This window comes from Nocardia sp. NPDC057663 (assembly GCF_042799895.1).
In the GTDB taxonomy this organism is placed as follows: domain Bacteria; phylum Actinomycetota; class Actinomycetes; order Mycobacteriales; family Mycobacteriaceae; genus Nocardia.
On record NZ_JBHVHX010000008.1, the window covers coordinates 245551 to 272032 of the forward strand.

The window sequence follows — 26482 nt, forward strand, 5'->3', positions numbered from 1 at the left end:
CGCTCAGCCGAAGCGGTGGTGGTCGACGCCGAACTCGTCGGCGACCGTGGCCGCCAGCTCCACATACGCCCGCTTGGTCGTCTTGTGCAGGCGGTGCAGATCGATCTCGGCGCCCTCGGACAGGTGCTCGTCGAACGGGATGATGTGCACGGCGCGGCAGCGCGAGAGGAAGTACTCACGCAGTTGCTGCACACCGACATTCGGTGAACCCTCACGGGGCAGGTTGATCACCACGACCGCATTGCGGACCAGGTGGTCGTGGCCGTGCAGTGAGAGCCAGTCCAGCGTCGCCGCGGCACTGCGCGCGCCGTCGATCGCGGCCGAGGAGATCAGCACCAGCGAATGCGCCAGGTCGAGCACACCGCTCATCGCCGAGTGCATCAGGCCGGTGCCGCAGTCGGTGAGGATGATGTTGTAGAACCGCTGCAGGATCCGGGCCACCGCCCGGTACTCCTCGTCGTTGAACGATTCCGATGCGGCCGGATCACGTTCGCTGGCAAGCACTTCCAGCCTGCTCGAACTCTGCGAGGTGTGCCTGCGGACATCGGAGTAGCGCTCGATCGACGGGTCGAGCAGCAGGTCGCGCACGGTCGACCGGGTCTGTAGCGCCACCCGCTGCGACAGGGTGCCGAAGTCGGGGTTGGCGTCGACCGCGATCACCCGGTCACCGCGGATCGAGGCGAAGATCGAACCGAGGCCGGTGGTGGTCGTCGTCTTGCCGACACCGCCCTTGAGCGAGAGCACCGCGATCCGGTAGTCACCGCGCACGGGCTGGCGGATACGCGCCACCAGCTCCTGCAGGCGCCGCTCCTCGGCGGACATGCCCGGGTTGATCGCGCCACCCGAAACATGGTGCACCGCTTTACGCCAGCCACTGCCCGGCGCCTTCTTGACGCGCTTGACCGGCACGTTGTCGAGGGACGGCGGCTGGTAGCCCTGCTGCGGGTTGGCGCCCCAGCCGGGCTGCTGATACTGGCCCGGGGGCTGCTGCTGGTACGGCTGCGCGGTGGGGCCGCCCTGGAACTGCTGGGGCGCAACGTCACCGGGCTGGTACTGCTGGGCGCCGTCGGGGCGCTGGTAGTGCGGCGCCGGGGAACCGTCCGGTTGGTACTGCGAGGGGAACTGTTGCGGTGCCGCGCCGTCCGGTCGCTGGTGCGACTGGGCGGCAGCGCCATCGGCCTGCTGGTAGTGCCGCGTGGCTGCGCTGTCGGGACTCTGGTGCGGCTGCGCGGGCGAGCCGTCGGGCTGCGAATAGTGCTGCGGGGGTGTGCCGTCCGGGCGGGGGTACTCGGCCTGCTGGTACGGCGGCGTCGTGGAGCCGTCCGGCTGCTGGTGGAACTGCTGCGCGGGGTCCCCCGGCTGGAACTGCGCCGGGGCCTGCTGATACGGCGGAACCGGAGTGCCCGGCTGTGCGAATTCGCCCGAGCGGTAACCGGATTGCTGCGAGTACGGCTGCTGCTCGGGTGGGCTCTGCCAGGTCGGCTGCGCGGAATCGCCACCGGGGGCCTGGTTCCGAGCGGCCTGCACGCGTGGGTCGTCCGGCCGGAACATCTCGGTCTGCGCGTCCGGGGCGAACTGGGCGCCGGGGGAGGGATCGCCGGGGACCGAGTTGTATTGCGCCACATCGTACGTCGGCGTCTGCGGGACGTACGGCGAGTGGTCGGGACCCGGTGCGTGCTGCGGCGGTACGACCGGCTCACCGGACCGGTAGGGCGAGGCCCCGCCGGTGGATCCCCCTGCGGTGTAGGCGGATCCGGAATCGGTGGACGGCTGTGAAGAAGCGGCGGACGTGTTCGCGGTATCCGGAGGGGTGCCGACGGTGAGATCCGTCGGCAGAGCCATGCGTGTGGTCGCCTCGGCCGGAGCCTGGGCGGTGGGCGTGGCGTCGTCAGCAGACGGGACATAGGCGCCCGTGGAGGCGGCGCTGTCGGACGGCGCTTGCGGGACAGGGACGTTCGTCGGCGCGGCATCATCGGCGGGCGATGGGATATGCGTCGCTGTGCTCGACAGGGCGGTGTCGGAGGTGGACGGGTTGCTCAGGCGCGCAGGCGGTTCCGGCAGGCGCGGGGGAGTCCGCGTGGCGTCCGGAGCGGCCGGGCGCGGATCCGGGTCGCCGATGGTCTCGGGTCCGGTCGCCGCAGGTGCTGCGGATTCGGCCTGATCGAGACTGTGGCGGCCGCCGGTGCCCGCTTGTTCGCGGGGCTCCGACGGGTCGGCGTCGGTCGCAGGGGCACTCGTGCCGGCCGAGAGATCTGCGCCCGCGGACGCCGGACCGACGCCGGACGACGGTGCGGGCGGCTCGACAGGAGAGGTCGGCAGCGGGCCGAGGAGCGGGTCCGCTGCAGTCGGGCCGAGCGGGTCCGCAGCGCCGACCGGCGGTTCGGCCGGTGCCGTCAGGCGCGGCGGGGCTTCTGTCGGCCGGGGGCGGGCGGGCGGATCCGGCAGCGGTGGGGGAGGCGGGAGGTCGGGGAGCTGGCGCTGGCCGGGGCCGAGCGGTGTGAATCCGGTCGACGGGGGCGCGGGCGTGCGGGTCGGCAGGGCCGGGCCCGAGCGGTCGTCACCCTGCGCGATGGTCGGGTCGGTGTAGGCGGCAGGGCCTTCGGTCTGGCCGACATGCGGCGACGCGCTGCTCGGACCGCCGTGCGAAGACGGAGTAGCGGTCGGGTCGGCGTAGGCGGCTTCGGGTGAGCCGGTGTGGCCGATGTGCGGCGACGCGCTGCTCGGACCGCCGTGCTGAGGTGGCGCGGTGTGCGTGAAAGAAGCGCCGGTCGGGCCCGTGTGGGTCGGCGCATGGGCGGACGGCCCGGGAGCGGGTGGCTGCGGGACCGCCGGAGGGCCCTCGCTGTACGGCGGCCTCTGCTCCTGCGGCCAGGGCGGTGTCATCCCGGGGCCCGCGGACGGTGCCTCGGGAGCCGCCGTGTTCGGGCCACCCTGCCACCCGGTGTTCGGCTGCTCGCCGGGGTTCAGCGGATCGGTGCCCCTGCCGGACTGCTGCCGCTCGGCGGGTGGGCGCTGGTTCGCGCGCTCGGCGGTGGGTTCGGGCTGCCGCTGCGGCGCGGGCTGCTCGGGCTGCTGGTCATCGCCCCTGCGGCGGCGGCCGCGCTTGTCCTTCTTGGCGTCGTCGTTCCCGCCGCGGCTCATGAAGCGGCGGCGTTTGGGCGCCTCGTCGATCAGGTCGTCCTGGGGCAGGTTCTCGACAGGTGCCTCGTAACCGGCCTGTGTGACGTCGCTCTCCGACAGCCACGGCGGCAACATGGGGAGACTGTCGTTGTTGCGGCTCACCGGCGCGCCTCGCTCACCAGGGTCCCCCGATCTGCTCGACCCACATCTGGACGCCGGTGAGTTTACGCGACAACCCGGGAGTCATGGCGGGCGGTCTGGGCGGGCGGTACGCCGGTTCCGGGTGTACGGTTCGGGGCATTTTTGCCTCTGGACACCCGGCCCGGTAAGCTTGAGCGGCGGTGCACCTATGCGCCGACTGTTCGCATGCCAGCGAGCAGCTACGAGGCAATCCAAACTCAGGTTAGAAGCATAACCGGGATCGCGGAGGATATGGCGAAGAAAGACGGGGCCATCGAGGTCGAGGGTCGAGTTGTCGAGCCGCTGCCCAATGCGATGTTCCGGATCGAGCTCGAGAACGGTCACAAGGTTCTCGCGCACATCAGCGGAAAGATGCGGCAGCACTACATTCGCATCCTTCCGGAAGACCGCGTGGTCGTCGAGCTGTCGCCGTACGACCTGTCACGCGGCCGGATTGTCTACCGCTACAAGTGATGCCTGCCTGACGCCGCGAGCCTGAACGGCACGCGGCGTCGCATGGTGTTCCGGCCCAGGCCGGAGCGCGCTACAAGACTTCCCCAGTCGTCGGCTGGGGAAAAACTGTGTTCACAGACCCTTGTGAGCCAAGGAAAGATTGGACGGACGTGAAGGTTCAGCCGAGCGTCAAGAAGATCTGCGAGAAGTGCAAGGTGATCCGCCGTCACGGCCGGGTCATGGTGATCTGCGACAACCTGCGCCACAAGCAGCGCCAGGGCTGATCCAGCAGCACCGCCGGGCACCGATCGTCTGATCGGACTGACCGAAAAGAAGAACTCCCAGCTCCAGCACGCACGCACTTGTGCGCGCCAACCACCGGTACGGAGGCCGGTGCCCCCACTGTAAAGACGGGGGGACGGACAGGGAGCAGACCTCCGCAACCATTAAGGAACCTGCCACATGGCACGTCTGATGGGCGTCGATCTCCCGCGCGAAAAGCGCATGGAGATCGCGCTGACCTACATTTTCGGAATCGGGCGCACCCGCGCCACCGAGATCCTGGCTCAGACCGGCGTCAGCCCGGACCTGCGCTCGAAGGATCTCAGCGACGACGACCTGACCAAGCTCCGCGACTACATCGAAGCGTCGGAGTTCAAGGTCGAAGGTGACCTGCGCCGCGAGGTTCAGGCCGATATTCGCCGCAAGATCGAGATCGGCTGCTACCAGGGCATCCGCCACCGTCGTGGCCTGCCCGTTCGTGGTCAGCGCACCAAGACCAACGCGCGTACGCGCAAGGGTCCGAAGAAGACCGTCGCCGGCAAGAAGAAGTAGGGATAGCGTATGCCTCCGAAGAGCCGGGCCGCTGGCCCGAAGAAGACTCAGAAGTCGCGTCGCCGGGATAAGAAGAACATCCCGCACGGCCACGCGCACATCAAGAGCACGTTCAACAACACGATCGTCTCGATCACCGACCCCGAGGGCAATGTCATCTCGTGGGCGTCGTCGGGCCACGTCGGCTTCAAGGGTTCGCGTAAGAGCACCCCGTTCGCCGCGCAGCTCGCCGCCGAGAACGCTGCCCGCAAGGCGCAGGAGAACGGTGTCAAGAAGGTCGACGTGTTCGTGAAGGGCCCGGGTTCGGGCCGCGAGACCGCGATCCGTTCGCTTCAGGCCGCTGGCCTCGAGGTCGGCTCGATCTCCGATGTCACCCCCCAGCCGCACAACGGCTGCCGGCCGCCCAAGCGCCGTCGCGTCTAGCGGGAAAGGAAACAGCTAAAAAATGGCTCGTTATACAGGCCCCATCACCCGCAAGTCGCGTCGTCTGCGCGTCGACCTCGTCGGAGGCGACCAGGCGTTCGAGCGTCGTCCTTACCCGCCCGGCCAGCACGGCCGCGCGCGGATCAAGGAATCCGAGTACCTGATGCAGCTGCAGGAGAAGCAGAAGGCTCGCTTCTCCTACGGCGTCATGGAGAAGCAGTTCCGTCGCTACTACGAAGAGGCCAACCGCCTCAAGGGTAAGACCGGCGACAACCTGCTCCGCCTGCTCGAGGCCCGTCTGGACAACGTCGTGTACCGCGCCGGTCTGGCGCGTACCCGTCGCCAGGCTCGTCAGCTGGTCAGCCACGGTCACTTCACCGTCAACGGTGTCAAGGTGAACGTGCCCAGCTACCAGGTCTCCCAGTACGACATCATCGATGTCAAGGAGAAGTCGCTGCCGACGCTGCCGTTCCAGGTGGCGCGCGAGACCGTCGGCGACCGTCCGGTCCCGGGTTGGCTGCAGGTCGTCCCCGGCCGTCTGCGCATCCTGGTGCACCAGCTTCCCGAGCGCGCGCAGATCGATGTGCCGCTGCAGGAACAGCTCATCGTCGAGTACTACTCGAAGTAAGCGCTTTTGGTGGGGGTCGCTCACATGGCGACCCCCGCACTCACTGACGAGGCATCAAATAGCGGATGCCCTGAACAGGAAGTAGATCCTCATGCTGATTTCCCAGCGTCCGACACTGACCGAAGAGGTTGTGGCGGAGAACCGCTCGAAGTTCACCATCGAACCCCTCGAGCCGGGCTTCGGTTACACCCTCGGCAACTCGCTGCGTCGTACCCTGCTGTCCTCCATCCCGGGGGCCGCGGTCACGAGCATCCGCATCGACGGTGTCCTGCACGAGTTCACCACCGTTCCCGGTGTGAAGGAAGATGTCACCGACATCATCCTGAACCTCAAGGGTCTGGTCGTGTCCTCCGAAGAGGACGAGCCGGTCACCATGTACGTGCGTAAGCAGGGCCCCGGCACCGTCACCGCTGGTGACATCGTCCCGCCCGCCGGCGTCGTCGTGCACAACCCGGACATGCACATCGCCACCCTGAACGACAAGGGCAAGCTCGAGATCGAGCTCGTCGTCGAGCGGGGCCGCGGTTACGTGCCCGCCGTGCAGAACAAGGCGACCGGTGCGGAAATCGGCCGGATCCCGGTGGATTCGATCTACTCCCCGGTGCTCAAGGTGACCTACAAGGTCGAGGCCACCCGTGTCGAGCAGCGCACCGACTTCGACCGTCTCATCCTCGACGTGGAGACCAAGAACTCCATCACGGCGCGGGACGCGCTCGCCTCGGCGGGCAAGACCCTGGTCGAGCTCTTCGGCCTGGCCCGTGAGCTCAACGTCGAAGCCGAGGGCATCGAGATCGGCCCCAGCCCGGCCGAGGCGGATCACATCGCCTCCTTCGGTCTGCCGATCGAGGACCTGGACCTCACCGTCCGGTCCTACAACTGCCTCAAGCGCGAGGGTGTGCACACGGTGGGCGAGCTTGTCGCCCGTACCGAGTCGGACCTGCTCGACATCCGCAACTTCGGCCAGAAGTCCATCGACGAGGTGAAGGTCAAGCTGCACGCGCTCGGCCTCTCGCTCAAGGACAGCCCGGCGTCGTTCGACCCGTCCTCCGTGGTGGGTTACGACGCGAGCACCGGAACGTGGAGCGACAGCGGCACGTTCAGTGACACCGACGGCGGCGAGCAGGACTACGCCGAGACCGAACAGCTCTAGATCTTCGGGGGGCACCCCGGACGATCTTTCCCAAGGAGAATCCAATGCCTAAGCCCAAGAAGGGTGCTCGCTTCGGCGGGTCGGCGTCGCACCAGAAGGCGATCTTCGCCAACCTGGCCACGGCGCTTTTCGAGCACGGTCGTATCACGACCACCGAGTCGAAGGCCAAGGCGGTTCGCCCCTACGCCGAGAAGCTCATCACCAAGGCGAAGGGCGGCACTCTCGCCGACCGTCGCGAGGTCATGAAGGTCATCCGCAACAAGGACATCGTGCACGCGCTGTTCGCGGAGATCGGCCCCTCGTTCGAGGGTCGCGAGGGTGGCTACACCCGCATCACCAAGGCGCTGCCGCGCAAGGGTGACAACGCGCCGATGGCCGTCATCGAGCTGGTCCGTGAGAAGACCGTGACCAACGAGGCCGACCGGGCCCGTCGCGTCGCCGCTTCGCAGAAGGCCGAGGCGCCCGCCGCCGAGGTCGCCGAGGAGACCACCGAAGAGGTCGTCGCCGAGGCTCCGGCCGCCGACGAGGCCGCCGAGGACAAGAAGGACGCCTGATTCTCAGGAGTTCGGCCGAGCCCGTCACCCTTCGTGGGTGACGGGCTCGTTCTTTTGCCAGTGACATCAGGGTGCGGAGGAAGCGATGGACGACACCGAGCGGGAATCGATCCGGGTGCGGCTCGGGATCAGCTACGACGGCACCGATTTCACCGGCTGGGCGCGTCAGCCCGGCCTGCGTACGGTGCAGGGCACGCTGGAGGAGTCGCTGTCGAAGGTGTTCCGTGAGCCGATCCAGCTCACCGTCGCCGGGCGCACCGATGCCGGGGTGCACGCCGAGGGGCAGGTCGCGCACTTCGACACCACCGGCGAACTCGACGCCGACAAGCTGCTGTACCGGATGGCGCGTTTCCTGCCCAAGGACGTGCGCATCACCGAGATCGCCCTTGCGCCTGCGGATTTCGATGCCCGCTTCTCCGCGATCCGCCGCCACTACATCTACCGGCTGACCACCGCGCGCTACGGCGCCGAGCCGTTGCAGGCGCGCAGCGTGGTCGCCGCGAAGCCCGGACTCGACCTCGACGCGATGCGCGCCGCCTCCGCGACACTGCTCGGGCTGCACGATTTCGCCGCCTTCTGCCGTCGCCGCGAAGGCGCGACGACCGTGCGTGAGCTGCAGCGATTCGACTGGGAACGCGACGGCGAGCTGCTCAACGCCGCTGTCAGCGCCGACGCGTTCTGCTGGTCCATGGTCCGCAGCCTGGTCGGCGCCGTCCTGGCCGTCGGTGAAGGCCGCCGGACACCCGAGTGGGTCGCGAGCCTGCTGACCGAGACCGAGCGCTCGAGCTCGGTGACGGTCGCGCCCGCCCACGGTCTGAGCCTGGTCGCCGTCGACTACCCGGCCGACGCCGACCTCGCCGCGCGCAATGCCCAGACCAGGGAGAGCAGGACCCTGCCCGCCGCGGGAGGCTGCTGCGGCGATTAGTCGCTGCGTGGTTGCGGCTGTCGCCGCCTTGGCGGGGATACGATGGCCCGACTCGACGTCAGCGAGAAAGCCGGGCAGATGACTGATGATTCTGGTGGCCGGGTTCGCATTATTCGGCGGATAGCCGTTGTCTTGCTGGTGTGTGCCACCGGGCTGTTCACGCTGACCGCCGTCGTCGCCGGTTATCTGCGCGCCGAGGTCCTCGATACCGACCACTATGTCGACACGGTGGCCCCGCTGGCCGAAGATCCGGTGGTCCAGAATGCCGTCGCGGACGCGTTGACCAGGACCGTCATGGCCCGCATAGATGTCGAGAGCGCGGCGTCCGATCTGCTGGAGTCCGTCGGCGACGCCGAGGACCGTGGCCCGCTCGCCGCGGCGCTGGTGCGTAGCCTGCCCTCGATGCTGGCGGCCCGATCCGAGGAACTGGTCCGGGACGCGGCGACCGCCCTCGTGCGCAGCGACGCCTTTCCGCGCCTGTGGAACGCGGCGAACCGGCAGGCGCATCGCGTGCTGGTCGCCGCGCTGACCGGAGTGGACTCCGGTGTCGTCCAGGTAGACACCGGCGGCGTCGTGTCGATCTCGCTGGACCAGATGCTGGACGAGGTCGGCGACGAGCTGGACAGTCGTGGATTCGCCCTGGCGGACCGTGTCGTCGACCTGCAGTCCGAATTCGTGATCGTCGAGTCCGACGAGCTGGCCAAGGCTCAGCGGGCCGTGCGCCTGCTCGATCGCGCGGCGACCGGGCTCGCGGTCGTCGCGCTCGCCTGCGCGATCGGTGCGGTCCTGGTGGCGGGCACCGGCTTTCGGCGGCGCGCGATCCTCGGTGTCGCCACGAGCGTGCTGGTCGCCATGGTCGTGCTCGCGGTGGCGCTGATGCTCGCGCGCGGTGTGTATCTGGATCATGTTTCGGCGCACGTCGTCTCGACGGAGGTCGCGCGCATCGTCTTCGACACCTTGCTGCTTCCGTTGCGGGTGAGCATGCGGGTGCTCGCGGTGCTCGGTGCGCTGGTCGCGCTCGTCGCCTTCCTGGCCGGTCCGTCCGCGCCGGCCACCTGGGTGCGCACGACCGCGGACCGGGTGCTCGATCGACTCCGCCGGGGCGAGCGCGGCCCGGTGTCCGGCTTTGTCGCGGCGAATATCGGCTGGTTGCGGTACGCGGTGCTGATCGTCGCCGCGACGGTGCTGGTGTTCTGGGACTATCCGACCGTGCGAGTGGCGGTGCTGATCGCGGTCGTCGCGGGCGTGGCCTTGCTCGCGCTGGAGATCGTGGCCCGGCCGCGGCGGGCGTCGTCACCGGCTCGCTGATAGTGCGGAGATGGTGTACGCCGGGCTCGATGATCTTCTGCGACACCGCCCGCCCGATTCTCCTCGGGGCATTGTTGCGCGGCCTGCGGGTGGAGCGTGCGCGAAAGTTGCTGGAGTCCGCCGATATCGGCTCCATCACGATGGTCGCCACCGCTTCCGGATTCGCCTCCGAACGTCAGTTCTATCGCGTGTTCGGGAGGCGACGGGCATGACGCCGGGGGAATACCGGATGGTTGCCCGGCGCCGCCCGGTCGCACTCTGAGCGCGACACGACGCGGCCCGGCCCTCGGTGATAAGCGTCACAAACCGGCCATGCATGACTGAATGGTCCGGCCCGAATCTCCTGCAAAAGCCGGGGTCGGTTGAATATTTGATGAACGCTGAATATTCCATTCTGAATCATATGGTGGCGACGCATCGGTGAATCTGGCAGGCTCTGGCACCAGGCGACGGGTGATTCGTTGTGACGCCTGCAGTTTGCTGGCCGGTTGGCAAGAGAGCGGGGTGGGTGGCGTGGAGTCGTCGGAGCATCTCGTCGAGTGGCGACTGAACGACGGTCCGGAATTGCCGGCGGGCGAGGCCTTCGCGCAGTGGGAGGCGTCGCTGTCGGAAAGCTATGTGCCGCTGGCGGTCGACCCCGCACGCGATGCGGCATTCCACGGGTGGATCGTGCGCGGCGCTATGCCCGGTTTCGAATTGTCGACGGTCGGTGCCAGTGGCCAGCGCGTCCGGCGCACCAAGAGCGGCATCGCCCGCACCGACGGCGAGTTCCTGTTCGTCAGCATTCTCACCGCGGGTTTCGGCAGGATGCACCAGGACGGGCGCATCGCGGTGGTGCGACCGGGGGACATGGTCTTCTACGACACCACCCGGCCCTATCACTGGGACCTGGACGGCTCGTGGGCGCAGGTCGTGGCCAGGGTCCCGTTGGCATTGCTCGGCGAACACGTCCCCACCGATCGCAGTGCGCTGCCCACCGCCGTGACGGTGCAGGCCGACAGCCCCGGCGGTGTCGTGGCCGGCTTCTTCCGCGACCTGGCCCGGATCCAGCAGAGCGCGCCCGAACAGGCCACGGTGCTGGCCGAAAACGGGGTGAAGCTGCTGGCCTCGGCGATCACGCTCACCGGTGGCTCGGTCCCGGCGGGGGCATCGGCGCAGGCGCTGTCGCGGGAGCAGGTGCTGTCCTTCATGCGCGCGCGGTGTACCGACGCGAGCCTGACCGTCGACGAGATCGCCCGCGCGTGCCTGGTGTCGCGGCGCAGCCTGTACCGGCTGTTCGACGAGACCGGTGACGGGTTGAGCACGGTGCTGCGACGCATGCGCGTGGAGTGCGCGCAGGTCCTGCTGATCCGCGATACCGGCCGGTCGACGGCGTCGATCGCACAGGCCTCCGGCTTCGCGTCCGAACGCCATTTCTTCCGTGCGTTCCGGCTGGAGACCGGGATGACCCCCGGTGAATACCGGCTGGTCACGGTATCCGCTTCCGGTCGCGGCGAAGCCGGCCGCCACACCGCGTGACCGGGGTCCACACGCGCACGCCGAGGGCGGCTGCATGGCGATCGAGGGAAGGCGCGGGGTGGTGCTGAATCGGCGGACGACGGTCAGCGTTCGTACCGGACCCGATCAGCCTGCACACCGTGTGGTCGAGCGGTGGGAATCGCTGATGAGCGAGACCTACATCCCACTCGCGGTGTCGCCGCACGCGACCGAGCGGTTCGGCGGCCGGATCGCCGCCACCGAGTTCGACGGGCTGCTGGTCACCTCGGTCCAGGCCGGCGCGCAGACGGTGCGGCGGACGCCGCGGCTGATCGGCGCTGCCGAGGATCGCTACATCCTGGCCAGTATCTACCTGGGTGGGCGCGGGGTCATGCACCAGGACGGCAGGGCCGCCCATGTCGACGCGGGCAGCATGGTGTTCTACGACAGCGCCCGGCCCTACCGCTGGGAGATCGACGAGGAGTTCGACAAGGTGGTCGTGCAGGTGCCGATCTCCGCGCTCGACACCGTCGGCGCCCCGCTCGGCACGGTCCCCTCGGCGATCGCGCTCGGCCCCGACCATCCGGCATCGGCGGTCGGCGCGTATTTCCGCGGCCTGGCGCGGGTGCAGCACGACGACCCCGAGGTGGCCGCCGAACTGGCCCGGCACGGCGTCGGGATGATGGCGTCGGCGCTGGCGCTCGCCGCCGGTTCGACGCCGCGCGGCCCGTCGGCCGCCGAGCTCACCCGGGCCAGGGTCATCGCGTTCATGCGGCGCCGCTTCGCCGATGCCGACCTCACCGTCGACGTGGTCGCGCACCGCTTCGCCATTTCGCGCCGCACCCTCTACCGCCTGTTCGAAGGCGAGGAGAGTCCGGCCCGCCGCTTGTTGCGGATGCGGCTCGAGCATGCCTGCGAATTGTTGTGCGACGGGCGGATGCGGTCGATCGAGGAAGTGGCCGCGGCCGCCGGATTCGCCGCGGAAAGGCACTTCTACCGCGTCTTCCACGCGGAATTCGGCATGGCTCCCGGCGAATACCGCGCCGGGTACCGACTTTGTTCCGGCCTGTGACAGCGGAGAATCGACGATGTCCCTTTTCTGAACGGTGATAGTGATTCGCGGTTCGGCGTGCGTGTGGAATGCTTAGTGCGGGACACGATCTGATGTTCACGGAAATCGGTTCTACCGAGCCTTTGGACGGAAAACAGGCCGGACTTCCGGGGGGATTCGCCGGTTTGGCACGGACGGTCAGTCGAGTGGCACGCTATGACAGTTTATGTCGCCGCCATCTGCGAGAGAGTGAATCGAACACCTTTCAAGGATTGAGCGACAAGGGGTCACGATGTTTGGTCGGGTACGCGTGGCTGCGGTGCAAGCCGAGCCGAAGTGGTTGAACTTGTCCGCCGGAGTCGAGCAGGCTATCGAGCTGATCGACGAGGCCGCCGATGGTGGTGCGCGGCTGGTCGCCTTCCCCGAGACATTCCTGCCGGGGTTCCCGTGGTGGATGTGGCTCAATTCGGTCGACTGGGGCGAGGAGTTCATCGCGCGCTACCTGGCCAACTCACTGACCGCCGACGGGCCGGAGTTGCGGGCGATCGCTTATGCCGCCCGTCGCAAGGGCATTCACGTCTCGATCGGTTTCGCCGAGCGCGCCGGCCGCGAGGTGTTCATGTCCCAGGCGCTCATCGACGTGAAAGGCGAGATCGCGATCGCTCGCAAAGCGGAGCCGACCGGGCTGGAGCGCACCGTCTTCAGCGCCGCCGACGGCAAGCTGCTGGTGCGTGACACCGAACTCGGCCGGATCGGTGTGCTCGGCGGGGCCGACCACATGCGGCCCGCGGTGCGCGCCCGGATGCACGACGAGCGCGAGCAGATCCACATCGCCGCGTGGTCGGGCTTCACCGTGTACTACGGCGAGGGCAAGGAGTGGGGTCCGGAACTCAACACCGCGGCCAGTGTGCGCTATGCGATGGACGGGTCGGCCTATGTGATCGCGCCGGTCGCCGTGGTGCCGGTCGCGGGCTGGGAAGTCGTCGACGCGCGCCTGCCGGATCGCCGGCTGTTGCGAGGCGGCGGAGGCGTCTCCCGGATCTTCGGTCCCGGCGGCCTCGAACTGGCCCCGCCGCTGGCCGATGGGACGGAAGGTCTGCTCTTCGCCGATCTGGACCTCACCCGGGCCGTGCGCCCGGTCGCGCACAGTGAGTGCACCGAGGGCTTCCGGGTACCGAGCGGCCGTGTCGCGCGGCGGGAACCGGTGCGCGCCGAACTCGCAGGCGCCTGAGGATCGGGCGCCGCCGAAGACTGCCATCCGACGGCCCACCGCGTGCCCGGGCCCCGTCAGGCGGCGAAGACGGCGCGGACGACGGCCTCGTCGCCGTCGATCTCGACCAGTCCGAGGGCGCGGGCGTCGCCGAGGGTGAGGGCGCCGGCGGCGAGGCCGAGGACGGAGGCGGGGTCGGCGCGGACGGTGGCGTCGAGCTCGCGGCCGTCATGCGGGCCGACCTCGAAGCCGGAGCGCGTCGCGCGGAGCTGAAAAGGCGGGTCGCCGATCTCGAGGCCGACCGTCGCCGAGGGCCGGACCTTGACCCGGGCGTCGAGTAGGGCGGGGACGGCGAGGGTGAGCCACTCGGGGCGGAACGAGTCGCCGTCGGCACCACGGACCATCAAAGGGGTGGACCAGCGGATCAGGCTCTCGATCGGCTGGCGCAGCTCGGCACCCCACGGCGTCAGGGCGTACTCGACGATGCTGCCCTGACCGGTCAGTCGCCGCTCGACCACGCCCGAGCCCTCGAGGTCGCGCAGCCGATCGGCGAGCAGGTTGGTCGCGATGCCGGGGAGGCCGTCGATCAGGTCGCGGTAGCGGGCGGGGGCGATGAGGAGCTGGCGGACGATGAGTAGGTTCCACCGGTCGCCGACGACTTCGAGCGACCGGGCGAGCCCGCAGTACTGGCCGTAACTCCGCATCATATCCTTCTAGCGCTTGACTGTCTCAAGTGTGCTTGAGAAACTCAAGTCTATCGCGAGACCGAGCCGAGAGGGGGCCGCTATGGCCGATACCACGAAGTGCGTGCGGCCCGCCTGGGTCGATGACGACCTGTTCCCGTTCGAGAGCCGCTTCGTCGATATCGACGGGCACACCGTGCATTACGTCGACGAGGGATCGGGTCCCGTATTGCTGCTCCTGCACGGCAACCCGACCTGGTCGTTCCTCTGGCGCGACGTAATCCGTGCGCTTCGTGAAGACTTCCGGTGCATCGCCCTCGACTACCCGGGATTCGGGCTGTCGACGCCGAAGCCGGGCTACCGTTATCTGCCTGAGGAGCACGCAGAGGTGGTCACCGGGTTTGTCGACGCGCTCGGCCTCGATGGGGTCACTCTGGTCGGGCAGGACTGGGGCGGCCTGATCGGCCTGGCGGTCGTGCAGCGGCGGCCGGGAGTCTTCGATCGACTGGTGCTCGCCAATACCTGGGCCTGGCCGGTCAACGGCGTCCTGCATTTCGAGGCCTTCTCCCGCATCCTCGGCGGACTCCCGGGCCGTTTCCTGGTTCGGCGGCTCAACCTCCTCGTCAACGCGTTCATACCCACCGGTCACCGAAGGCGGAAGCCGACCGCGGCCGAGATGACTCACTACCGCCGGGCGCTGGGCACCCCCGAGCGGCGCCAGGCCTCCGCGGTACTCCCCAACCGGGTCCGCACCAGTCGGGACTTCTTCGCCGAGGTCGAGGCGGGCCTTGCCGACATCGCCCACCTCCCGGCGCTGATCGTGTGGGGTGACGCCGACATCGCCTTCCGTCCCCAGGAGCGCCTGCGCCTGGAAGCCGCCTTCCCCGAGCACAAGACCGTGATCGTCGAGGGAGCCGGAACCTACGTGGAATCCGACGCGCCCGAGGAGTTCGTTGCCGCGTTCCGTGACTGGGCAGCGACGCAACGCGGAGGCGCGAGTCACGGTTGAGGCCCGTTTATTACTTCACGCTAAGAGTAACTCTGGTGGCTAATTACTCCATGCTTGGAGTATGTTGGGTATGTGGAAGCCGAACGGGAGGCCAGCGAGGCGCGCTGGCTCGATGCCGATGAGCAGCAACACTGGTACGCCTTCGCCTACGTGCTGACCCAGCTGCCTGCGGCATTGGAGTCGCAGATGCAGCGCGAGGCGGGCATCGCCCACTTCGACTACGTCGTCATGTCCGCGCTCTCGGGCGCCCCGGAGCGCACCCTGCGGATGAGCGAGCTCGCCCAGTACGCCGGAAGCACGCTGTCGCGGCTGTCCAACGTGATCATCCGCCTGGAGAAGCGGGGTTGGGTCCGGCGCCACCCCGACCCCGCCGACGGCCGGGTCACCCTGGCCACCCTGACCGACGACGGCATGGCGAAGGTCGCCGCCGCGGCCCCCGGCCACGTCGAGGCAGTGCGACGCCTGGTCTTCGACCCGCTGACCAAGGCCCAGCAGCGCCAACTCGGCGCCGCCTCCCAGCGCATCCTCGCCGCCCTCGACGCGCCGTGCCCCACCGACTGGGCCTCCCCGGGCGCTTCCGCCGACCGAGAGTGACCGCCGGGGCACTCATGTCCACCCACCGGCACCCCCGCCGGAACCACCCCTGATCAAGGAGTTCGCATGCCCACCATCGCCATCGTCGGAGCCGGTCCGGGCCTGGGCCTGTCCATCGCCAAGGTCTTCGGCGGCCACGGCTTCGACGTCGCCCTGATCTCACGCAGCAAGGACAAACTCGACACCCTCGTCGGCGAGCTGGCCGCGGCCGGGATCACCGCGGAAGCCTTCGCCGCCGATGTCGCCGACCCCGACCAGCTCACCAGCGCCCTGCGGGCCGCCTCGGAATGGTTCGGCGGCATCGACGTTCTGGAGTTCTCCCCGCACGCCGGTCTGACGATGACCGCGCCCAAGGATGTGACGCCCGAGACCCTGCGCCCCCAGATCGACGCCCTGCTGTTCGGTGCGGTCGCCGCCGTGCAAGCAGTGCTGCCGGGCATGCTCGACGCCGGGTCGGGCACGCTGCTGTTCACCACCGGCGGCGGCGCGGTCAACCCGTACCCGATGCTCGCCGACGCCAACATCGCCCAAGCGGGCCAGCGTAACTGGGCGATCAACCTGCACAACACCCTCGCCGGCAACGGCGTCTACGCCGTCAACGTGGCTATCAACCTGCTGATCGGTACTCAGGCGCCCGAAGGCGTCCCCTACCGCGCGCCCGACGAGATCGCCCTCGACTACTGGATGCTGCACACCACCCGCGACCGGGCCGAACACTTCATCGCTGCCTGAGCCGACGGCCGGGCAGCGCTCGCCTCATTAGGCGCGGCCGCCGACCCGTGAACAGCGCCGACTACGCACGCGGCGGACGGGCGGTCGTGGTCGCGCCGACGGGGTCAGGAGCGGACCAGCCGCGCGATCGCGTCGGTCGCCTCTTTGATCTTGGCTTCGGCCTCGGGTCCACCGGCGACCGCCGCGTCCACGACGCAATGCGAGATGTGATCCTCGAGCAGGCCCATCGCGACCGCCTGTAGGGCCTTGGTCATCGCGGAGACCTGCGTCAGGATGTCGATGCAGTACTTCTCCTCCTCGACCATGCGCTGCAGGCCGCGAGCCTGGCCCTCGATGCGGCGCAGGCGCTTGAGGTAGTCGTCCTTGGCGGTGATGTAGCCGTGGCCGCCATGGCCCGCGTGCTCGCCGCCGGTTGTGGTGTCGGGGGTGGGTGCAGTCACCGAAGGTCTCCTCGCCGGCCGGGATGCTCGCCTGTGCGAGCTGATACCCCCCTAGGGTACAGTTTCAAGCCGGAATTGTCAGATAGGGCCGTCTGTGCGATCCCGGTGATGCGCGCGACCTGCCCGGACGGGAGAATCATCGGTATGAGTTCGCTTCCCCGGCCCGCCCTCGCCGTCATCGGCGGCAGCGGCTTCTATGACTTCTTCGACAACGACGTGACCCACGTCGAGGTCGACACACCGTACGGCGCGCCGAGCGCGCCCGTCGCGGTCGGCGAGGTCGACGGTCGTGCCGTCGCGTTCCTGCCGCGCCACGGCAAGCAGCACGAGTTCGCGCCGCACACCCTGCCGTACCAGGCGAACATGTGGGCGCTGCGCTCGCTCGGCGTGCGCCGGGTGTTCGCGCCGTGTGCCGTCGGCAGCCTGCGCGCCGACTGGGGTCCGGGCACCGTGGCCGTGCCCAACCAGCTCGTCGACCGGACCTCCGGCCGCCCGCAGACCTACTTCGACGGCGGCGGCGTCCACGTCTCCTTCGCCGACCCCTACTGCAACGACCTGCGCGCCGCCGCGGTGAAGGCCGCCGACGACGACCTGCGGGTGGAGGACTCCGGCACGATGGTCGTCGTGCAGGGCCCCCGCTTCTCGACCAGGGCCGAGAGCCGCTGGTTCGCCGGGCAGGGCTGGGACCTGGTCAACATGACCGGTCACCCCGAAGCGGTGCTCGCCAGGGAACTCGAGATGTGCTACGCCGCAGTCGCTCTCGTCACCGACCTGGACGCGGGTCTCGGGGAGGGCGACGGCGTGCACGCGGTGAACGTGTTCGCCGAGTTCAAGAAGAACCTCGGCCCGTTCAAGGAGCTGATGCGCCGCGCGGTCGCCGCGGTCGACAGCGAGGACACCTGCGAGCACTGCCTCGTGCACGCCGGGGTGTCGCTGCCCTTCGAACTGCCCTGATCACGCGGGCGGCGTGTTGACCTGCAGCTGAGCCAGCACGAAGTCAGGCGCCGCGCCGCCCGCGGGTAACGGCGACACCTCGATATCGGCGACGAGCCACCCACCCGGCTCCGCGGCCAGCCGCACGCCGGTCAGCCCGGTGCGGGTGGCGCCTGCCAGGATCTGCGCGCGGGCGTCGGCGATCCTGGCCCGGTCGTCGGGATGCGGGATCAGCCGTTCGTCGATCTCGCGCCAGCGCAGCCCGGGCACCGGCTCGGTGACCCACCTGACCTGCCGGACCTGCGCGGTGTCGAGGATGCACAGATACAGGCCGGGCTGGGTGGTCCTGAGCAACTCGAGGGTCGCCGCCTCGAACGACTTATGTTGCGGGGCAATGCTGTCGGTGACATCGACCGAGAGGCCGCGCCAGGAGAACCGCTGTGGCTCCGACCCGTTGCGCGCGGCCACCAGCAGCGACCGCGGGCCTGCCGACGAGTGCACGGTCGCCACCCCGGACCACCGGCTGTCCGGCTCGGAGCGGGTCAGCGCGGCGACGATATCCAGCGCGCGATCGAAGCGCTCGATCCGCTGGAACGGCTCGGCGCCGCGGTATTCGGTCGGCGCGGAACCGAAATGCGGACCCAAGCCGGCCGGCCGGGTCCGGATGATCCTGGCGCGCGCGTCGATCTGGAACGGTGCGACCCCGAGCTCCTCGGCAGGCGCCTGCGCACCGACCCACACCTTCACCGCGTGCGTGCGCGACCCCGGCCACACCACGGGCTCGGCCCGCAATCGCAACTCCGACCACGGATTCCGGGATTTCGGCAGCACCCGCTCGACCGGCGCACCGGAATCGTGGGCGGCGCGGACCATCGGTTGCAGCGCGGCCGGAATCGCCCGCTGATACGACGCCCAGTCCCGCGGGGTGGAGCCCGCGGTCAACATCGACCACGTATCCGGTGCGCCGAGCGTCTCCACCAGCTGCCACCGCCCGATGATCACGTTCTGCCCCCTTCCATGAGACTGTGCCATCGTGCCCGATCCGCTGTGCGCCGCTGGTGGGGGGTCACGCCCGCATCGATAAGCTCGGGGGATGGACACACCGCTGCGGTTGGAGGTCGTCGTCGCCAGTACCCGCCCCGAGCGGTTCGCGCCCGTGGTGGCCGACTGGTTCCTCGGGATGGTCGGCGAGCGGCCGGAATTCGAGGTCGGCGTGCTCGACCTGCTCGACATCGCGTTGCCCGTCGGCCTCACCGAGACACCCGAGGTCGACGCGTTCCGGGCCAGGCTGGCCACGGCCGACGCGTTCGCCGTCGTCACCTCCGAGTACAACCACGGCTACCCGGCCTCCCTGAAAACGGCACTGGACAGCGCCAAACACGAATGGCGGGCCAAGCCGATCGGTTTCGTCTCCTACGGCGGGCTCTCGGGCGGCCTCCGCGCGGTCGAGCAGCTGCGGCAGGTGGTCGCCGAACTGCACATGGTCTCGGTGCGCGAGTCGGTGAGCTTCGCCCAGGCCAAACGCCGATTCGACGCACAGGGCGCGACCGACGACAACGCCGCGATCGACGCCAGCGCCCGGATGCTCGGCCAATTGGCTTGGTGGGGGCGGACTCTGCGGGCCGCCCGCGCCGCCGACCCCTATCCCGGCTGACCGATCAGGCTGCGTCCTCGCGGCATGCCAGGGCGGCCCGCGTGGTTACGCGAGCTACCGTGACCGATCAGGCCGGGGCCATCGAGCGCTGGCCGCGCGGCTGGCCGATGTAGGTCGCCTCACGCGGGATCGACACCAGGGTGAGGTTGACCCTGGTGGTTCCGGTGCGCAGCACTACCCGGTTGCCGATCGCGCCCGGCTGGTAGATCTCCAGATCGGGACGGGAAGCGGGCCAGCCGTTGGGATCACCGGTCAGATAGATCGTGGTGACACCGGCGTGCGGAGCGGGCGCCAGCACACCGTCGACGACGGTGGCGGTGAAACCCGCGTCGGACTGGTGTGTTTCGACCGCGATGGTCAGCCGCTCCGGGTTGCCGACGGTGTTCACCAGCTGCTCCCAGGCGTGCGCCCGGTCGGTTCGCACGAGCACCCGCTCGCCGACCGCGAGTGCGCGGAACACCAGCTGCTGAGCCAGATACAGCTCGCCCGCCACATAGACCGAGGAGATACCGGCACCGATGATCCTGGCGGCGACGCCGTTGCCCTCGTCGTCGGAACCGAGCAGCTGACCGCAGCCCGCCGACGGCAGGTGCAGCGCCCCGATGACATCGATCGGGTACTCGGTGGTCGGGACGGTGTCGTCCACGCCGGGCACCGCGATCGGCAGATGCGCGAGCAGCGCGTCCCGGTGCCTGCCGTTCATCGACACCATGCCCTTGGTCGTCGAATTCTCCGGCAGCTCACGGGCGGTCAATCGCCATGCGGCGCCGACACTCACCGACTCGGCATCGCTACCAGGACGCAGCCGCACAGCGACCGTCGTGCCGCGCGACGGCGCGACCCACAGCTGCGCGAGCAGATCCGAACCGAGCTGCTTGGGATCGACCGCGCTGCCGATATTGACCGTGTTGCCGATCTCGGCGTACTTCCACCGCTGAGTGAGCGTGCGCGGGTCCAGGCCCGCGGTGATCTGCTGGACGGCCTTGCGGATCTCGGGCGCGGTGAGGATGCGGGCGCTGCAGTCGGCGTCCTCGAGCGTGCGCATGATCCGCTGGGTGGCGATGGTGACCGCGCGCGAAGCGCCGCCGGTGCCGCCGCCGCGCCGGGCCGTCGCGTCGGGGCAGGCCACCGCGTCGAAGCTGATCGCGAGCCAGACCGTGCGATGCGCGGTGGCGGGCAGTGGGCCGAGCAGCGATTCGTAGATCGCGCCCGCCGGTGTGCCGGAGCGGCTGCGGTGGCCGTGGCTGATGATGTCGATGCCGCTGAGCAGGATGTCGTGCTGGTTGAGGCAGGCGGCCAGCTCGGGCAGGGGGAGCAGGTGGGAGGCGTGCACGGCATTGCGGGCGATCCTGGTCAGCCCGCCCTTGGGCGGCAGCACCTCGACGACGGTGACCACCCGGCTGCCGTCCCAGTACAGGCCGAGCGAACGGCCGTCGGTGTCACGGAAGTCGACGGTGTCGCCGAGGGTGTAGTCGGGCTTGCCCGCGTACCGGCGGATCGTGCTCATCCAGTCGAGGAGGGTCCGCTTGCCGACCGGGATCAACGGCACCAGCGCGACGACGACGGCGATGCCGAGCGCGGGGAAGGGACCGAGGCCGCACACCAGCGCGACGAGTCCTGCGGTCAAGCCGAGAACCTGCGCGATGAGCAGGTGCGGCAACGAGATGCGACCGAACAGTGGATGTGGACCCGCACCGGTGAACTCGGCCATTGGTTCCTCCCCCGAATGTGAACAAGTGCTGCCGGGAACTGTACTGTGTTGCCCGGACGAGAGCACTGTTCGGGGGAGGAACCATGCCTTCAAAACCCACTACACGCTGGCAGGTCAGCGGTTACCGCTTCCTGGTGCGGCGGATGGAGCACGCCCTGGTGCGCCGGGACGTGCGCATGCTGCACGATCCGATGCGCGCCCAGACCCGTGCGTACGCGGTCGGTTTGGTGCTCGGCCTCGTCGTCCTGGCCGGTTGCGGCATCCTCGCGCTGTTGCGTCCGCAGGACAAGATCGGCGACAACAAGATCCTGATCGGCAAGGAATCCGGCGGCGTCTATGTCGTGATCGAGAACGTCGTGCACCCCGCGCTCAACCTGGCTTCGGCCCGGCTGGCCGCCGGTGAGGCGTCGAAAGCCGTGATCGTCAAGGAATCCGAGCTCGGCAAGAAGCCGCGCGGTCAGCTGATCGGTATCCCGGGTGCACCGTCGTCGATCATGTACGACAAGGACGGCAAGGGCAGGCAGTGGTCGGTGTGCGACCAGCTCAAAGCCGATGGCAGCACCGACCTGACCACCTCGGTGCTGGCCGGTTCGCCCGATCTCGGCGACAAGGCGTCGAAGATGGCCGAGGACAAGGCTTTGCTGGTGCAGGGCAAGGACTCCGCGTACCTGGTCTACGGCGACAAGCGGGCCAGGGTGAACATGAGCGAGCGCGCCGTCACCGACGCGCTGGCGATCACCGGAGCCACCCCGCGATCGGTCGGCGAGGGTCTGCTCAACGCGATCCCCGAGGTACTGCCGATCATCGCCCCCGTCATCGACAACCCCGGCGGCACACCGTCCTACAGCGTGAGCGGCCACCGGATCGGTGACGTCGTCCAGGTCTTCAACGAGCCCAACCAGAACTACGTGGTGCTCTACGACGGACTGCAGCCGGTGTCGTCGCTGACCGCCCACATCGTCCGCAACTCCAACAACACCCAGATGGCCGGCACCACGATCCAGGCCACCGAGCGCACCAACGCCCCGGTCTCGAAGGCGCTGAAGGTGCAGAACTACCCGAGCGTCAAGCCCACGCTGGTGACCGCCAAGGATCAGCCCGTCAGCTGCCTGACCTGGAAGCCGATCGCCGGCGCCACCGACAATGCCGACGGCACCGCCCGCGCCGAGCTCGCCGTGCTCACCGGTATCGCGCTGCCCATCCCGGACAAGGCCAAGCTGGTCAACCTGGCCCAGGCCGACGGGTCCAAGGCCAACGCCGACTCCGTCTACATCCCGCCCGCGTCCGGCGCCTACGTCCAGACCACCGGCATCGAACCCGACAGCCGCCGCAAGGACAGCCTGTTCTACATCGCCGACACCGGCGTCCGTTTCGGCATCAAGAACGCCGACGCGGTCAAGGCCCTCGGGCTGGAGAACGTGAAGGCCGAACCCGCGCCATGGCCGATCGTCGGTCTGCTCGCGGGTGGTCCGAGCCTCGGCCGCGAGGACGCCATGGTCGCGCACGACGGTGTCGCCCCCGACCCGTCGCCGGCCAAGCAGCCTGTCGCGACGGTCAACCCCGCCGCCAACTAGCCCGGCGGGGCCTCGGATCGCGCTCGGAGTTCAGCCACCTCGGTGCGCAGCGAGCGGACCTCGTCGACCAGTTCGGCGAGGGTCCGCTCGGCGCGGTCGGCCGCCTCGTCGACCGTCTTGAGCTGCTCGACGACCCAGCTGGTCATCGTGCCGATGGCGAACGAGATCAGGCCGATGCCGAGGGTCATCAGGACCAGCGACACCAGCCTGCCCTCGGTGGTCACCGGGTAGACGTCGCCGTAGCCGACGGTCGTCACCGAGACAGCCGACCACCACAGGGCGTCGCCGAAGGTCTTGATCTTGCTGTCGGGTGCGCCGTACTCGGCGTCGAAGAAGGCCAGGCTCGACAGCAGCAGGATCAGCAGCGAACTGGTGCCGACGAAAGTGACCAGCCGGGTGCGTGGTTTCGTCGCCCGGTTGAGGGTGTCGAGCAGCAGCAGCGCGGCGCGCACAAGGCGTAACGGGCGAAACGGCGGCACGAGGACGACGAGCAGGTCCAGCGGATGCTTGCGGACGAACCGCACGCGATCCGTGGACAAACGCAGGCGGACCACGAAGTCCACAGCGAAGACCGCCCATATGCCGATATCGGCCCACAGCAGACCGGAATCCAGCGTCGGCGAGGCGTCGGTGTCGAGCACCCGCCAGGCGTACAGCAGCAGGAACAGCACGGCCAGCACCATCAACGGCAGATTGGTCGCGTGTTCCCACCGCTGCCTGCGGGTCGGCGGGCGCTCCGCGGTGGAGTCGGTGGTCAACGGATCCATGCTGCTACCTGGTTCGACGGGTTGGTACCCGAGGACGGTACCGCGTCCGTCGAACCGGCGAGCTCAGACGTCTTCGCGCACTCCGAACCGGCGGCGGATCGGGTACGAGGCGAGCATGCCGAGCACGAACAGCAGACCGACAATGCCCGCGCCGATCAACCCCACATTCCGGGCGGTGTTGTCCGGGACCGGCGCCGGCGCGGGCACCGCGAGCTGTACCTGCTTGGCCGGTGACGGCCGCTTGGGCGGCAGCGAGCCGGTGACCTCGGCGGTGAGCGCGGCGATCGGATCGACGCTGCCGTAACCGATGTACTGGTTCCAGCCCTCGGCCGGCGCGTGCGCGGTCGCCTGGACCCGCTTCATCACCTCTTTGGCGCTGAGTTCCGGGAAACGCGCACGGACCAGCGCGACCACGCCGGACACCAGCGGCGTCGCGAAACTGGTCCCGCTGATCGCGGCGGTCGCGCCCTGCTGGTTGACCGTCCCGGTCGCGGTCCCGGCGCCACGCGGGCTCAGCGAGGTCATGTTCTCGCCGGGCGCCGCGACACTGAGCCACGGGCCGGCGACCGTGAACTTCGACGGTGCGCCGTTCGCGTCGATGGAGCCGACGGCGAGCACATAGTCGTCCCAGCGCGCCGGGCTCACCATCATCGCGGTCTTGGTCCACGGGTCGGCGTTCGGCTCGAGCGGGTCGATCACGGTGTTCGCGGTCTTGCAGGTATCCGAGTTACCCGCGGCGACAACAGGAACCGCGTTCTTGACCTCGACCGCGTACTGCAACGCCGCGCCGATGGCACTGTCGTTGACACCCTTGTTGGTGCCGCACCAGACCTCGGAGACATTGATGACGCTCGCGCCCATATCGGCGGCGCGCCGGATGGCCGAGGCCATGGTGTTCAGGTTGCCGTATCCGTCGGGCAGGTCCTCGGGAGCCTTGTTTCGATTGGCCCCTTCCTTCTGATACATCTTGCTGGTCTGCCGGATGGTGAGGATGCGTGCCTCGGGCGCGACGCCGGCGAAACCCTGTCCGGGGATCTGGGTCGCCGCGATCAACCCGGCCACAAAGGTGCCGTGCGCGTCGCAATCCTCGGCGCCGTCACCGGAATTGGCGACGAAGTCGCCGCCGGCGATCATGTCGGGCAGCCGGTCGTGCCTGCTCACCCCGGTGTCGATCACCGCGATCAGCTGGCCTGCGCCGCGGGAGAATTCCCAGGCACGGGTCAGATCGAGCGACCGTTGCGCATCCGGCACGGCGGCGCTGTCGCCTCCGGTCGCAACGGTGGTGCACACCGCGTTCGACCCGACTTCGGTCTTCTCGGGCGGCGCGGCCGGATCACCAGCGGGCAGGTTCGCGGGATCGGCCGCGGGCGGACGATCGGCGGAAGCCGGTGCGGCCCCGAGCCCGAACGACGCGCCGACACCGAGCGCCACGGCCGCCGCCGCGACGCGCAGGCTCGCGTTCACAGCCCGCGGACGAGGGAGTAGAGCTCGGCGACCCAGAACACCAGCGGCAGCACCGCGGCGACGAACGCGTACTCGAGCAGTTCGACAGCCCGGCGCATCGGCGGTGTCGCCGACTGGTTCGGCACGATCAGGCCGATCACCAGCGCGGCGATCAGGATGGCCAGCGCGGCACCGAAAACCACCAGCGGCTGGCGCATTTCGAGGGAGACGCCGATCAGCATGATCAGCACGATCGCCGCGCCGCCCGCGATGAGCACGATGGCCTGCTCGGCGCCCGCGTAGGTGCGGCTGCGGAACATCAGCACGGCCGCGCAGACCAGCGCGAGCGCGATACCGGGCCAGTAGGCGTCGTCGGCGCCCGCGTCGACCGCGAGCAGCGCGCCGACGACGGTGACCAGCGTGGTCGCGGTGACCAGGCCGGCGAGGTAGTTGCGGGCCCGCTCCGACCTGGCGCGCAGCGCGTCGAGGGTCGGCAGCGCGCGGTGGTCGTCCGGGTCGTCCTCGGTCGGGTCGATCGGGGTGCCGGGGGAGGGCACCGGCGGCAGCGGCAGCTTCGCCAGCAGCATGGACACGCGCGGGGACAGCGACAGCCCGGCCAGCCCGATCGCGGCCACGGCCGCGCCGATGGCCTTGATCGGCTGATCGGTGAGCAGCCCGACGATCGCCGCGGGAATGACGAACACCGATACCGTTGCCGCGCCGATGAACAGGGCCAGACCGACACCGGTGACCCGCCAGGCCAGCACCGCGGTCGCGCCGAACAGCGTCGAACCGAGCAGCAGATGGGCCCAGCCGTAATGGTCGGGCACGAGCAGCATGCCACCGGTGAACGCGGTGGGCAGCGCGCAGCCGCCGAGGACCAGCGCGGCGGAGGTGTCGCCGTACATGCGGCTGAGCACCGTGCCCGCGACGACGCACAGGATGGCGACGAACAGCGCGAGCGAACCAGTTACCCAGAACGGCAGCGCATCCGGTGCGGCGAGCAGGCCGAAGCAGCCGACCAGCATCGTGAGCGCGGCGAGCACCGAACCGGTGATGCGGGCCGTCTTCGGCGTCCAGCTCCGGTAGTGCTCGGCGTCGGCGATCGCGACGTTGTACATGATGTCGTCGAACAGCGGTGTCGGCGCGGTGTGCGAGGCGCTCTCCAGCATGAGGAGTTCGCCGTCGCGCACGCCGTGCTCACCGAGGCTGAGCGAGTTCGAGAACGGGGGATGGCCGATCCGCGCGAGCACCCATTCGGCGGGCTCGTAGCGCTCGCCGTCGTTGTCGAAATCATTGGACCGGCTGTGCTGAGCGACCATGTCGACCACGCTCGGAATGACGAGCGCGACCGGCACATCGACCGGAATCGCCATGTCGACCTGCGTGTGCTTGGCCAGAATCGTCACCCTGGCCAGGTCCGGTGCGCGAACGATGCCGCGCGCGGAATCCTCTTCAAGATGATCGAGTCGCGCGTGCGTCAAAACTCCCCCAACTCCGTCTCTACCTCGTGTTTCCGCTCGACCGCTCAGACGATCGACAGTTTGCGGAACTCACCGTTCGGACAGCAGAATGCCTGACGAACCATACGACATGTCGGCCGCGACCTCTACACTGAGCCCGTCGCGAG

The 26482-nt window shown here is 69.1% G+C and carries 27 protein-coding genes; 19 read left to right on the forward strand and 8 right to left on the reverse strand.

Annotated features, from left to right (window positions below; translation table 11 throughout):
* Positions 1-3: 3 nt before the first annotated feature.
* The gene (locus ACFVAV_RS19905) at positions 4-3282 is read right to left on the reverse strand and encodes an AAA family ATPase (protein ID WP_379036444.1); all 3279 of its coding nucleotides are present in this window, start codon (positions 3280-3282) and stop codon (positions 4-6) included.
* A 270-nt stretch (positions 3283-3552) separates the two neighbouring features.
* Between ACFVAV_RS19905 and infA the strand changes: the two genes are divergently transcribed.
* The 13 genes from infA to ACFVAV_RS19970 all read left to right on the forward strand — a co-directional run bounded on the left by infA (position 3553) and on the right by ACFVAV_RS19970 (position 13333).
* Entirely contained in the window at positions 3553-3774 is a 222-nt protein-coding gene (gene infA / locus ACFVAV_RS19910) for a translation initiation factor IF-1 (RefSeq protein ID WP_003418601.1), read from the forward strand.
* A 149-nt stretch (positions 3775-3923) separates the two neighbouring features.
* Positions 3924-4037 (forward strand): 50S ribosomal protein L36, encoded by a 114-nt coding sequence (gene rpmJ, locus ACFVAV_RS19915; RefSeq protein ID WP_011207363.1) that lies wholly within the window; start codon positions 3924-3926, stop codon positions 4035-4037.
* Positions 4038-4215: 178 nt separating this feature from the next.
* Positions 4216-4587, forward strand: coding sequence for a 30S ribosomal protein S13 (rpsM, locus tag ACFVAV_RS19920; RefSeq protein ID WP_019045109.1), 372 nt, complete (start codon positions 4216-4218; stop codon positions 4585-4587).
* A 9-nt stretch (positions 4588-4596) separates the two neighbouring features.
* Positions 4597-5010, forward strand: a complete 414-nt coding sequence (gene rpsK / locus ACFVAV_RS19925; protein WP_019045110.1) for a 30S ribosomal protein S11 — start codon at positions 4597-4599, stop codon at positions 5008-5010.
* Positions 5011-5032: 22 nt separating this feature from the next.
* Complete coding sequence (gene rpsD, locus ACFVAV_RS19930; RefSeq protein WP_379036445.1) at positions 5033-5638, forward strand: 30S ribosomal protein S4; 606 nt, start codon at positions 5033-5035, stop codon at positions 5636-5638.
* Positions 5639-5729: 91 nt separating this feature from the next.
* A complete protein-coding gene (locus ACFVAV_RS19935) occupies positions 5730-6788 on the forward strand; it encodes a DNA-directed RNA polymerase subunit alpha (RefSeq protein ID WP_022567324.1) in 1059 nt (352 codons plus the stop codon).
* Positions 6789-6832: 44 nt separating this feature from the next.
* Positions 6833-7342, forward strand: coding sequence for a 50S ribosomal protein L17 (gene rplQ / locus ACFVAV_RS19940; RefSeq protein ID WP_379036446.1), 510 nt, complete (start codon positions 6833-6835; stop codon positions 7340-7342).
* Between the two features lie 85 nt (positions 7343-7427).
* Positions 7428-8267 (forward strand): tRNA pseudouridine(38-40) synthase TruA, encoded by an 840-nt coding sequence (gene truA / locus ACFVAV_RS19945; RefSeq protein WP_379036447.1) that lies wholly within the window; start codon positions 7428-7430, stop codon positions 8265-8267.
* 78 nt (positions 8268-8345) lie between these two features.
* Positions 8346-9575, forward strand: coding sequence for a hypothetical protein (locus tag ACFVAV_RS19950; protein ID WP_379036448.1), 1230 nt, complete (start codon positions 8346-8348; stop codon positions 9573-9575).
* Between the two features lie 29 nt (positions 9576-9604).
* Entirely contained in the window at positions 9605-9787 is a 183-nt protein-coding gene (locus ACFVAV_RS19955) for a hypothetical protein (RefSeq protein ID WP_379036449.1), read from the forward strand.
* A 301-nt stretch (positions 9788-10088) separates the two neighbouring features.
* Positions 10089-11093, forward strand: coding sequence for a helix-turn-helix domain-containing protein (locus ACFVAV_RS19960; RefSeq protein WP_379036450.1), 1005 nt, complete (start codon positions 10089-10091; stop codon positions 11091-11093).
* A gap of 145 nt (positions 11094-11238) precedes the next feature.
* Positions 11239-12123: a helix-turn-helix domain-containing protein gene (locus tag ACFVAV_RS19965; protein ID WP_379036451.1), complete on the forward strand. Its 885-nt coding sequence runs from the start codon at positions 11239-11241 to the stop codon at positions 12121-12123.
* Between the two features lie 289 nt (positions 12124-12412).
* Positions 12413-13333, forward strand: a complete 921-nt coding sequence (locus ACFVAV_RS19970) for a nitrilase-related carbon-nitrogen hydrolase (RefSeq protein WP_379036452.1) — start codon at positions 12413-12415, stop codon at positions 13331-13333.
* A 56-nt stretch (positions 13334-13389) separates the two neighbouring features.
* Here ACFVAV_RS19970 and ACFVAV_RS19975 read toward each other — a convergent pair whose 3' ends face one another.
* Complete coding sequence (locus ACFVAV_RS19975; RefSeq protein WP_379036453.1) at positions 13390-14016, reverse strand: winged helix-turn-helix transcriptional regulator; 627 nt, start codon at positions 14014-14016, stop codon at positions 13390-13392.
* 82 nt (positions 14017-14098) lie between these two features.
* Between ACFVAV_RS19975 and ACFVAV_RS19980 the strand changes: the two genes are divergently transcribed.
* The 3 genes from ACFVAV_RS19980 to ACFVAV_RS19990 all read left to right on the forward strand — a co-directional run bounded on the left by ACFVAV_RS19980 (position 14099) and on the right by ACFVAV_RS19990 (position 16330).
* Positions 14099-15004, forward strand: a complete 906-nt coding sequence (locus ACFVAV_RS19980; protein WP_379036454.1) for an alpha/beta fold hydrolase — start codon at positions 14099-14101, stop codon at positions 15002-15004.
* 72 nt (positions 15005-15076) lie between these two features.
* Positions 15077-15598, forward strand: a complete 522-nt coding sequence (locus tag ACFVAV_RS19985) for a MarR family winged helix-turn-helix transcriptional regulator (RefSeq protein WP_379036455.1) — start codon at positions 15077-15079, stop codon at positions 15596-15598.
* A gap of 66 nt (positions 15599-15664) precedes the next feature.
* Positions 15665-16330 carry an SDR family NAD(P)-dependent oxidoreductase gene (locus ACFVAV_RS19990; protein ID WP_379036456.1) on the forward strand — a complete coding sequence of 222 codons (666 nt, stop codon included), beginning with the start codon at positions 15665-15667 and terminating at the stop codon, positions 16328-16330.
* Between the two features lie 104 nt (positions 16331-16434).
* Here the strand turns inward: ACFVAV_RS19990 and ACFVAV_RS19995 are convergent, their stop codons facing one another.
* Positions 16435-16770 carry a metal-sensitive transcriptional regulator gene (locus tag ACFVAV_RS19995; protein WP_379036457.1) on the reverse strand — a complete coding sequence of 112 codons (336 nt, stop codon included), beginning with the start codon at positions 16768-16770 and terminating at the stop codon, positions 16435-16437.
* 144 nt (positions 16771-16914) lie between these two features.
* Here ACFVAV_RS19995 and ACFVAV_RS20000 point away from each other — a divergent pair, with 144 nt between their 5' ends.
* Positions 16915-17724 (forward strand): S-methyl-5'-thioadenosine phosphorylase, encoded by an 810-nt coding sequence (locus ACFVAV_RS20000; RefSeq protein ID WP_379036459.1) that lies wholly within the window; start codon positions 16915-16917, stop codon positions 17722-17724.
* On the opposite strand, the gene ACFVAV_RS20005 is transcribed toward ACFVAV_RS20000, so the two are convergent.
* Positions 17725-18705 carry a GAF domain-containing protein gene (locus ACFVAV_RS20005; RefSeq protein WP_379036460.1) on the reverse strand — a complete coding sequence of 327 codons (981 nt, stop codon included), beginning with the start codon at positions 18703-18705 and terminating at the stop codon, positions 17725-17727.
* Between the two features lie 91 nt (positions 18706-18796).
* Here ACFVAV_RS20005 and ACFVAV_RS20010 point away from each other — a divergent pair, with 91 nt between their 5' ends.
* A complete protein-coding gene (locus tag ACFVAV_RS20010) occupies positions 18797-19357 on the forward strand; it encodes an NADPH-dependent FMN reductase (RefSeq protein ID WP_379036461.1) in 561 nt (186 codons plus the stop codon).
* Positions 19358-19424: 67 nt separating this feature from the next.
* On the opposite strand, the gene eccE is transcribed toward ACFVAV_RS20010, so the two are convergent.
* Entirely contained in the window at positions 19425-21068 is a 1644-nt protein-coding gene (gene eccE / locus ACFVAV_RS20015) for a type VII secretion protein EccE (protein ID WP_379036462.1), read from the reverse strand.
* Between the two features lie 83 nt (positions 21069-21151).
* Between eccE and eccB the strand changes: the two genes are divergently transcribed.
* On the forward strand, positions 21152-22642 hold the full coding sequence (gene eccB / locus ACFVAV_RS20020) for a type VII secretion protein EccB (RefSeq protein ID WP_379036463.1): 1491 nt from the start codon (positions 21152-21154) through the stop codon (positions 22640-22642).
* On the opposite strand, the gene ACFVAV_RS20025 is transcribed toward eccB, so the two are convergent.
* The 3 genes from ACFVAV_RS20025 to eccD all read right to left on the reverse strand — a co-directional run bounded on the left by ACFVAV_RS20025 (position 22639) and on the right by eccD (position 26336).
* Complete coding sequence (locus ACFVAV_RS20025; RefSeq protein ID WP_379036466.1) at positions 22639-23409, reverse strand: potassium channel family protein; 771 nt, start codon at positions 23407-23409, stop codon at positions 22639-22641. The genes eccB and ACFVAV_RS20025 overlap by 4 nt on opposite strands.
* A gap of 63 nt (positions 23410-23472) precedes the next feature.
* Positions 23473-24873: a type VII secretion-associated serine protease mycosin gene (gene mycP, locus ACFVAV_RS20030; protein ID WP_379036467.1), complete on the reverse strand. Its 1401-nt coding sequence runs from the start codon at positions 24871-24873 to the stop codon at positions 23473-23475.
* Positions 24870-26336 (reverse strand): type VII secretion integral membrane protein EccD, encoded by a 1467-nt coding sequence (gene eccD / locus ACFVAV_RS20035; protein WP_379036468.1) that lies wholly within the window; start codon positions 26334-26336, stop codon positions 24870-24872. Before eccD ends, mycP begins: the two co-directional genes overlap by 4 nt.
* Positions 26337-26482: the final 146 nt, after the last annotated feature.

Coding starts and splice junctions, on each gene's coding strand:
- infA (WP_003418601.1), top strand. CDS start 3,553: ATGGCGAAGAAAGACGGGGCCATCGAGGTCGAGGGTCGAGTTGTCGAG.
- rpsM (WP_019045109.1), top strand. CDS start 4,216: ATGGCACGTCTGATGGGCGTCGATCTCCCGCGCGAAAAGCGCATGGAG.
- rpsK (WP_019045110.1), top strand. CDS start 4,597: ATGCCTCCGAAGAGCCGGGCCGCTGGCCCGAAGAAGACTCAGAAGTCG.
- rpsD (WP_379036445.1), top strand. CDS start 5,033: ATGGCTCGTTATACAGGCCCCATCACCCGCAAGTCGCGTCGTCTGCGC.
- ACFVAV_RS19935 (WP_022567324.1), top strand. CDS start 5,730: ATGCTGATTTCCCAGCGTCCGACACTGACCGAAGAGGTTGTGGCGGAG.
- rplQ (WP_379036446.1), top strand. CDS start 6,833: ATGCCTAAGCCCAAGAAGGGTGCTCGCTTCGGCGGGTCGGCGTCGCAC.
- truA (WP_379036447.1), top strand. CDS start 7,428: ATGGACGACACCGAGCGGGAATCGATCCGGGTGCGGCTCGGGATCAGC.
- ACFVAV_RS19950 (WP_379036448.1), top strand. CDS start 8,346: ATGACTGATGATTCTGGTGGCCGGGTTCGCATTATTCGGCGGATAGCC.
- ACFVAV_RS19955 (WP_379036449.1), top strand. CDS start 9,605: ATGATCTTCTGCGACACCGCCCGCCCGATTCTCCTCGGGGCATTGTTG.
- ACFVAV_RS19965 (WP_379036451.1), top strand. CDS start 11,239: ATGAGCGAGACCTACATCCCACTCGCGGTGTCGCCGCACGCGACCGAG.
- ACFVAV_RS19975 (WP_379036453.1), bottom strand. CDS start 14,016: ATGCGGAGTTACGGCCAGTACTGCGGGCTCGCCCGGTCGCTCGAAGTC.
- ACFVAV_RS19980 (WP_379036454.1), top strand. CDS start 14,099: ATGGCCGATACCACGAAGTGCGTGCGGCCCGCCTGGGTCGATGACGAC.
- ACFVAV_RS19990 (WP_379036456.1), top strand. CDS start 15,665: ATGCCCACCATCGCCATCGTCGGAGCCGGTCCGGGCCTGGGCCTGTCC.
- ACFVAV_RS20000 (WP_379036459.1), top strand. CDS start 16,915: ATGAGTTCGCTTCCCCGGCCCGCCCTCGCCGTCATCGGCGGCAGCGGC.
- ACFVAV_RS20010 (WP_379036461.1), top strand. CDS start 18,797: ATGGACACACCGCTGCGGTTGGAGGTCGTCGTCGCCAGTACCCGCCCC.
- eccE (WP_379036462.1), bottom strand. CDS start 21,068: ATGGCCGAGTTCACCGGTGCGGGTCCACATCCACTGTTCGGTCGCATC.
- eccB (WP_379036463.1), top strand. CDS start 21,152: ATGCCTTCAAAACCCACTACACGCTGGCAGGTCAGCGGTTACCGCTTC.
- ACFVAV_RS20025 (WP_379036466.1), bottom strand. CDS start 23,409: ATGGATCCGTTGACCACCGACTCCACCGCGGAGCGCCCGCCGACCCGC.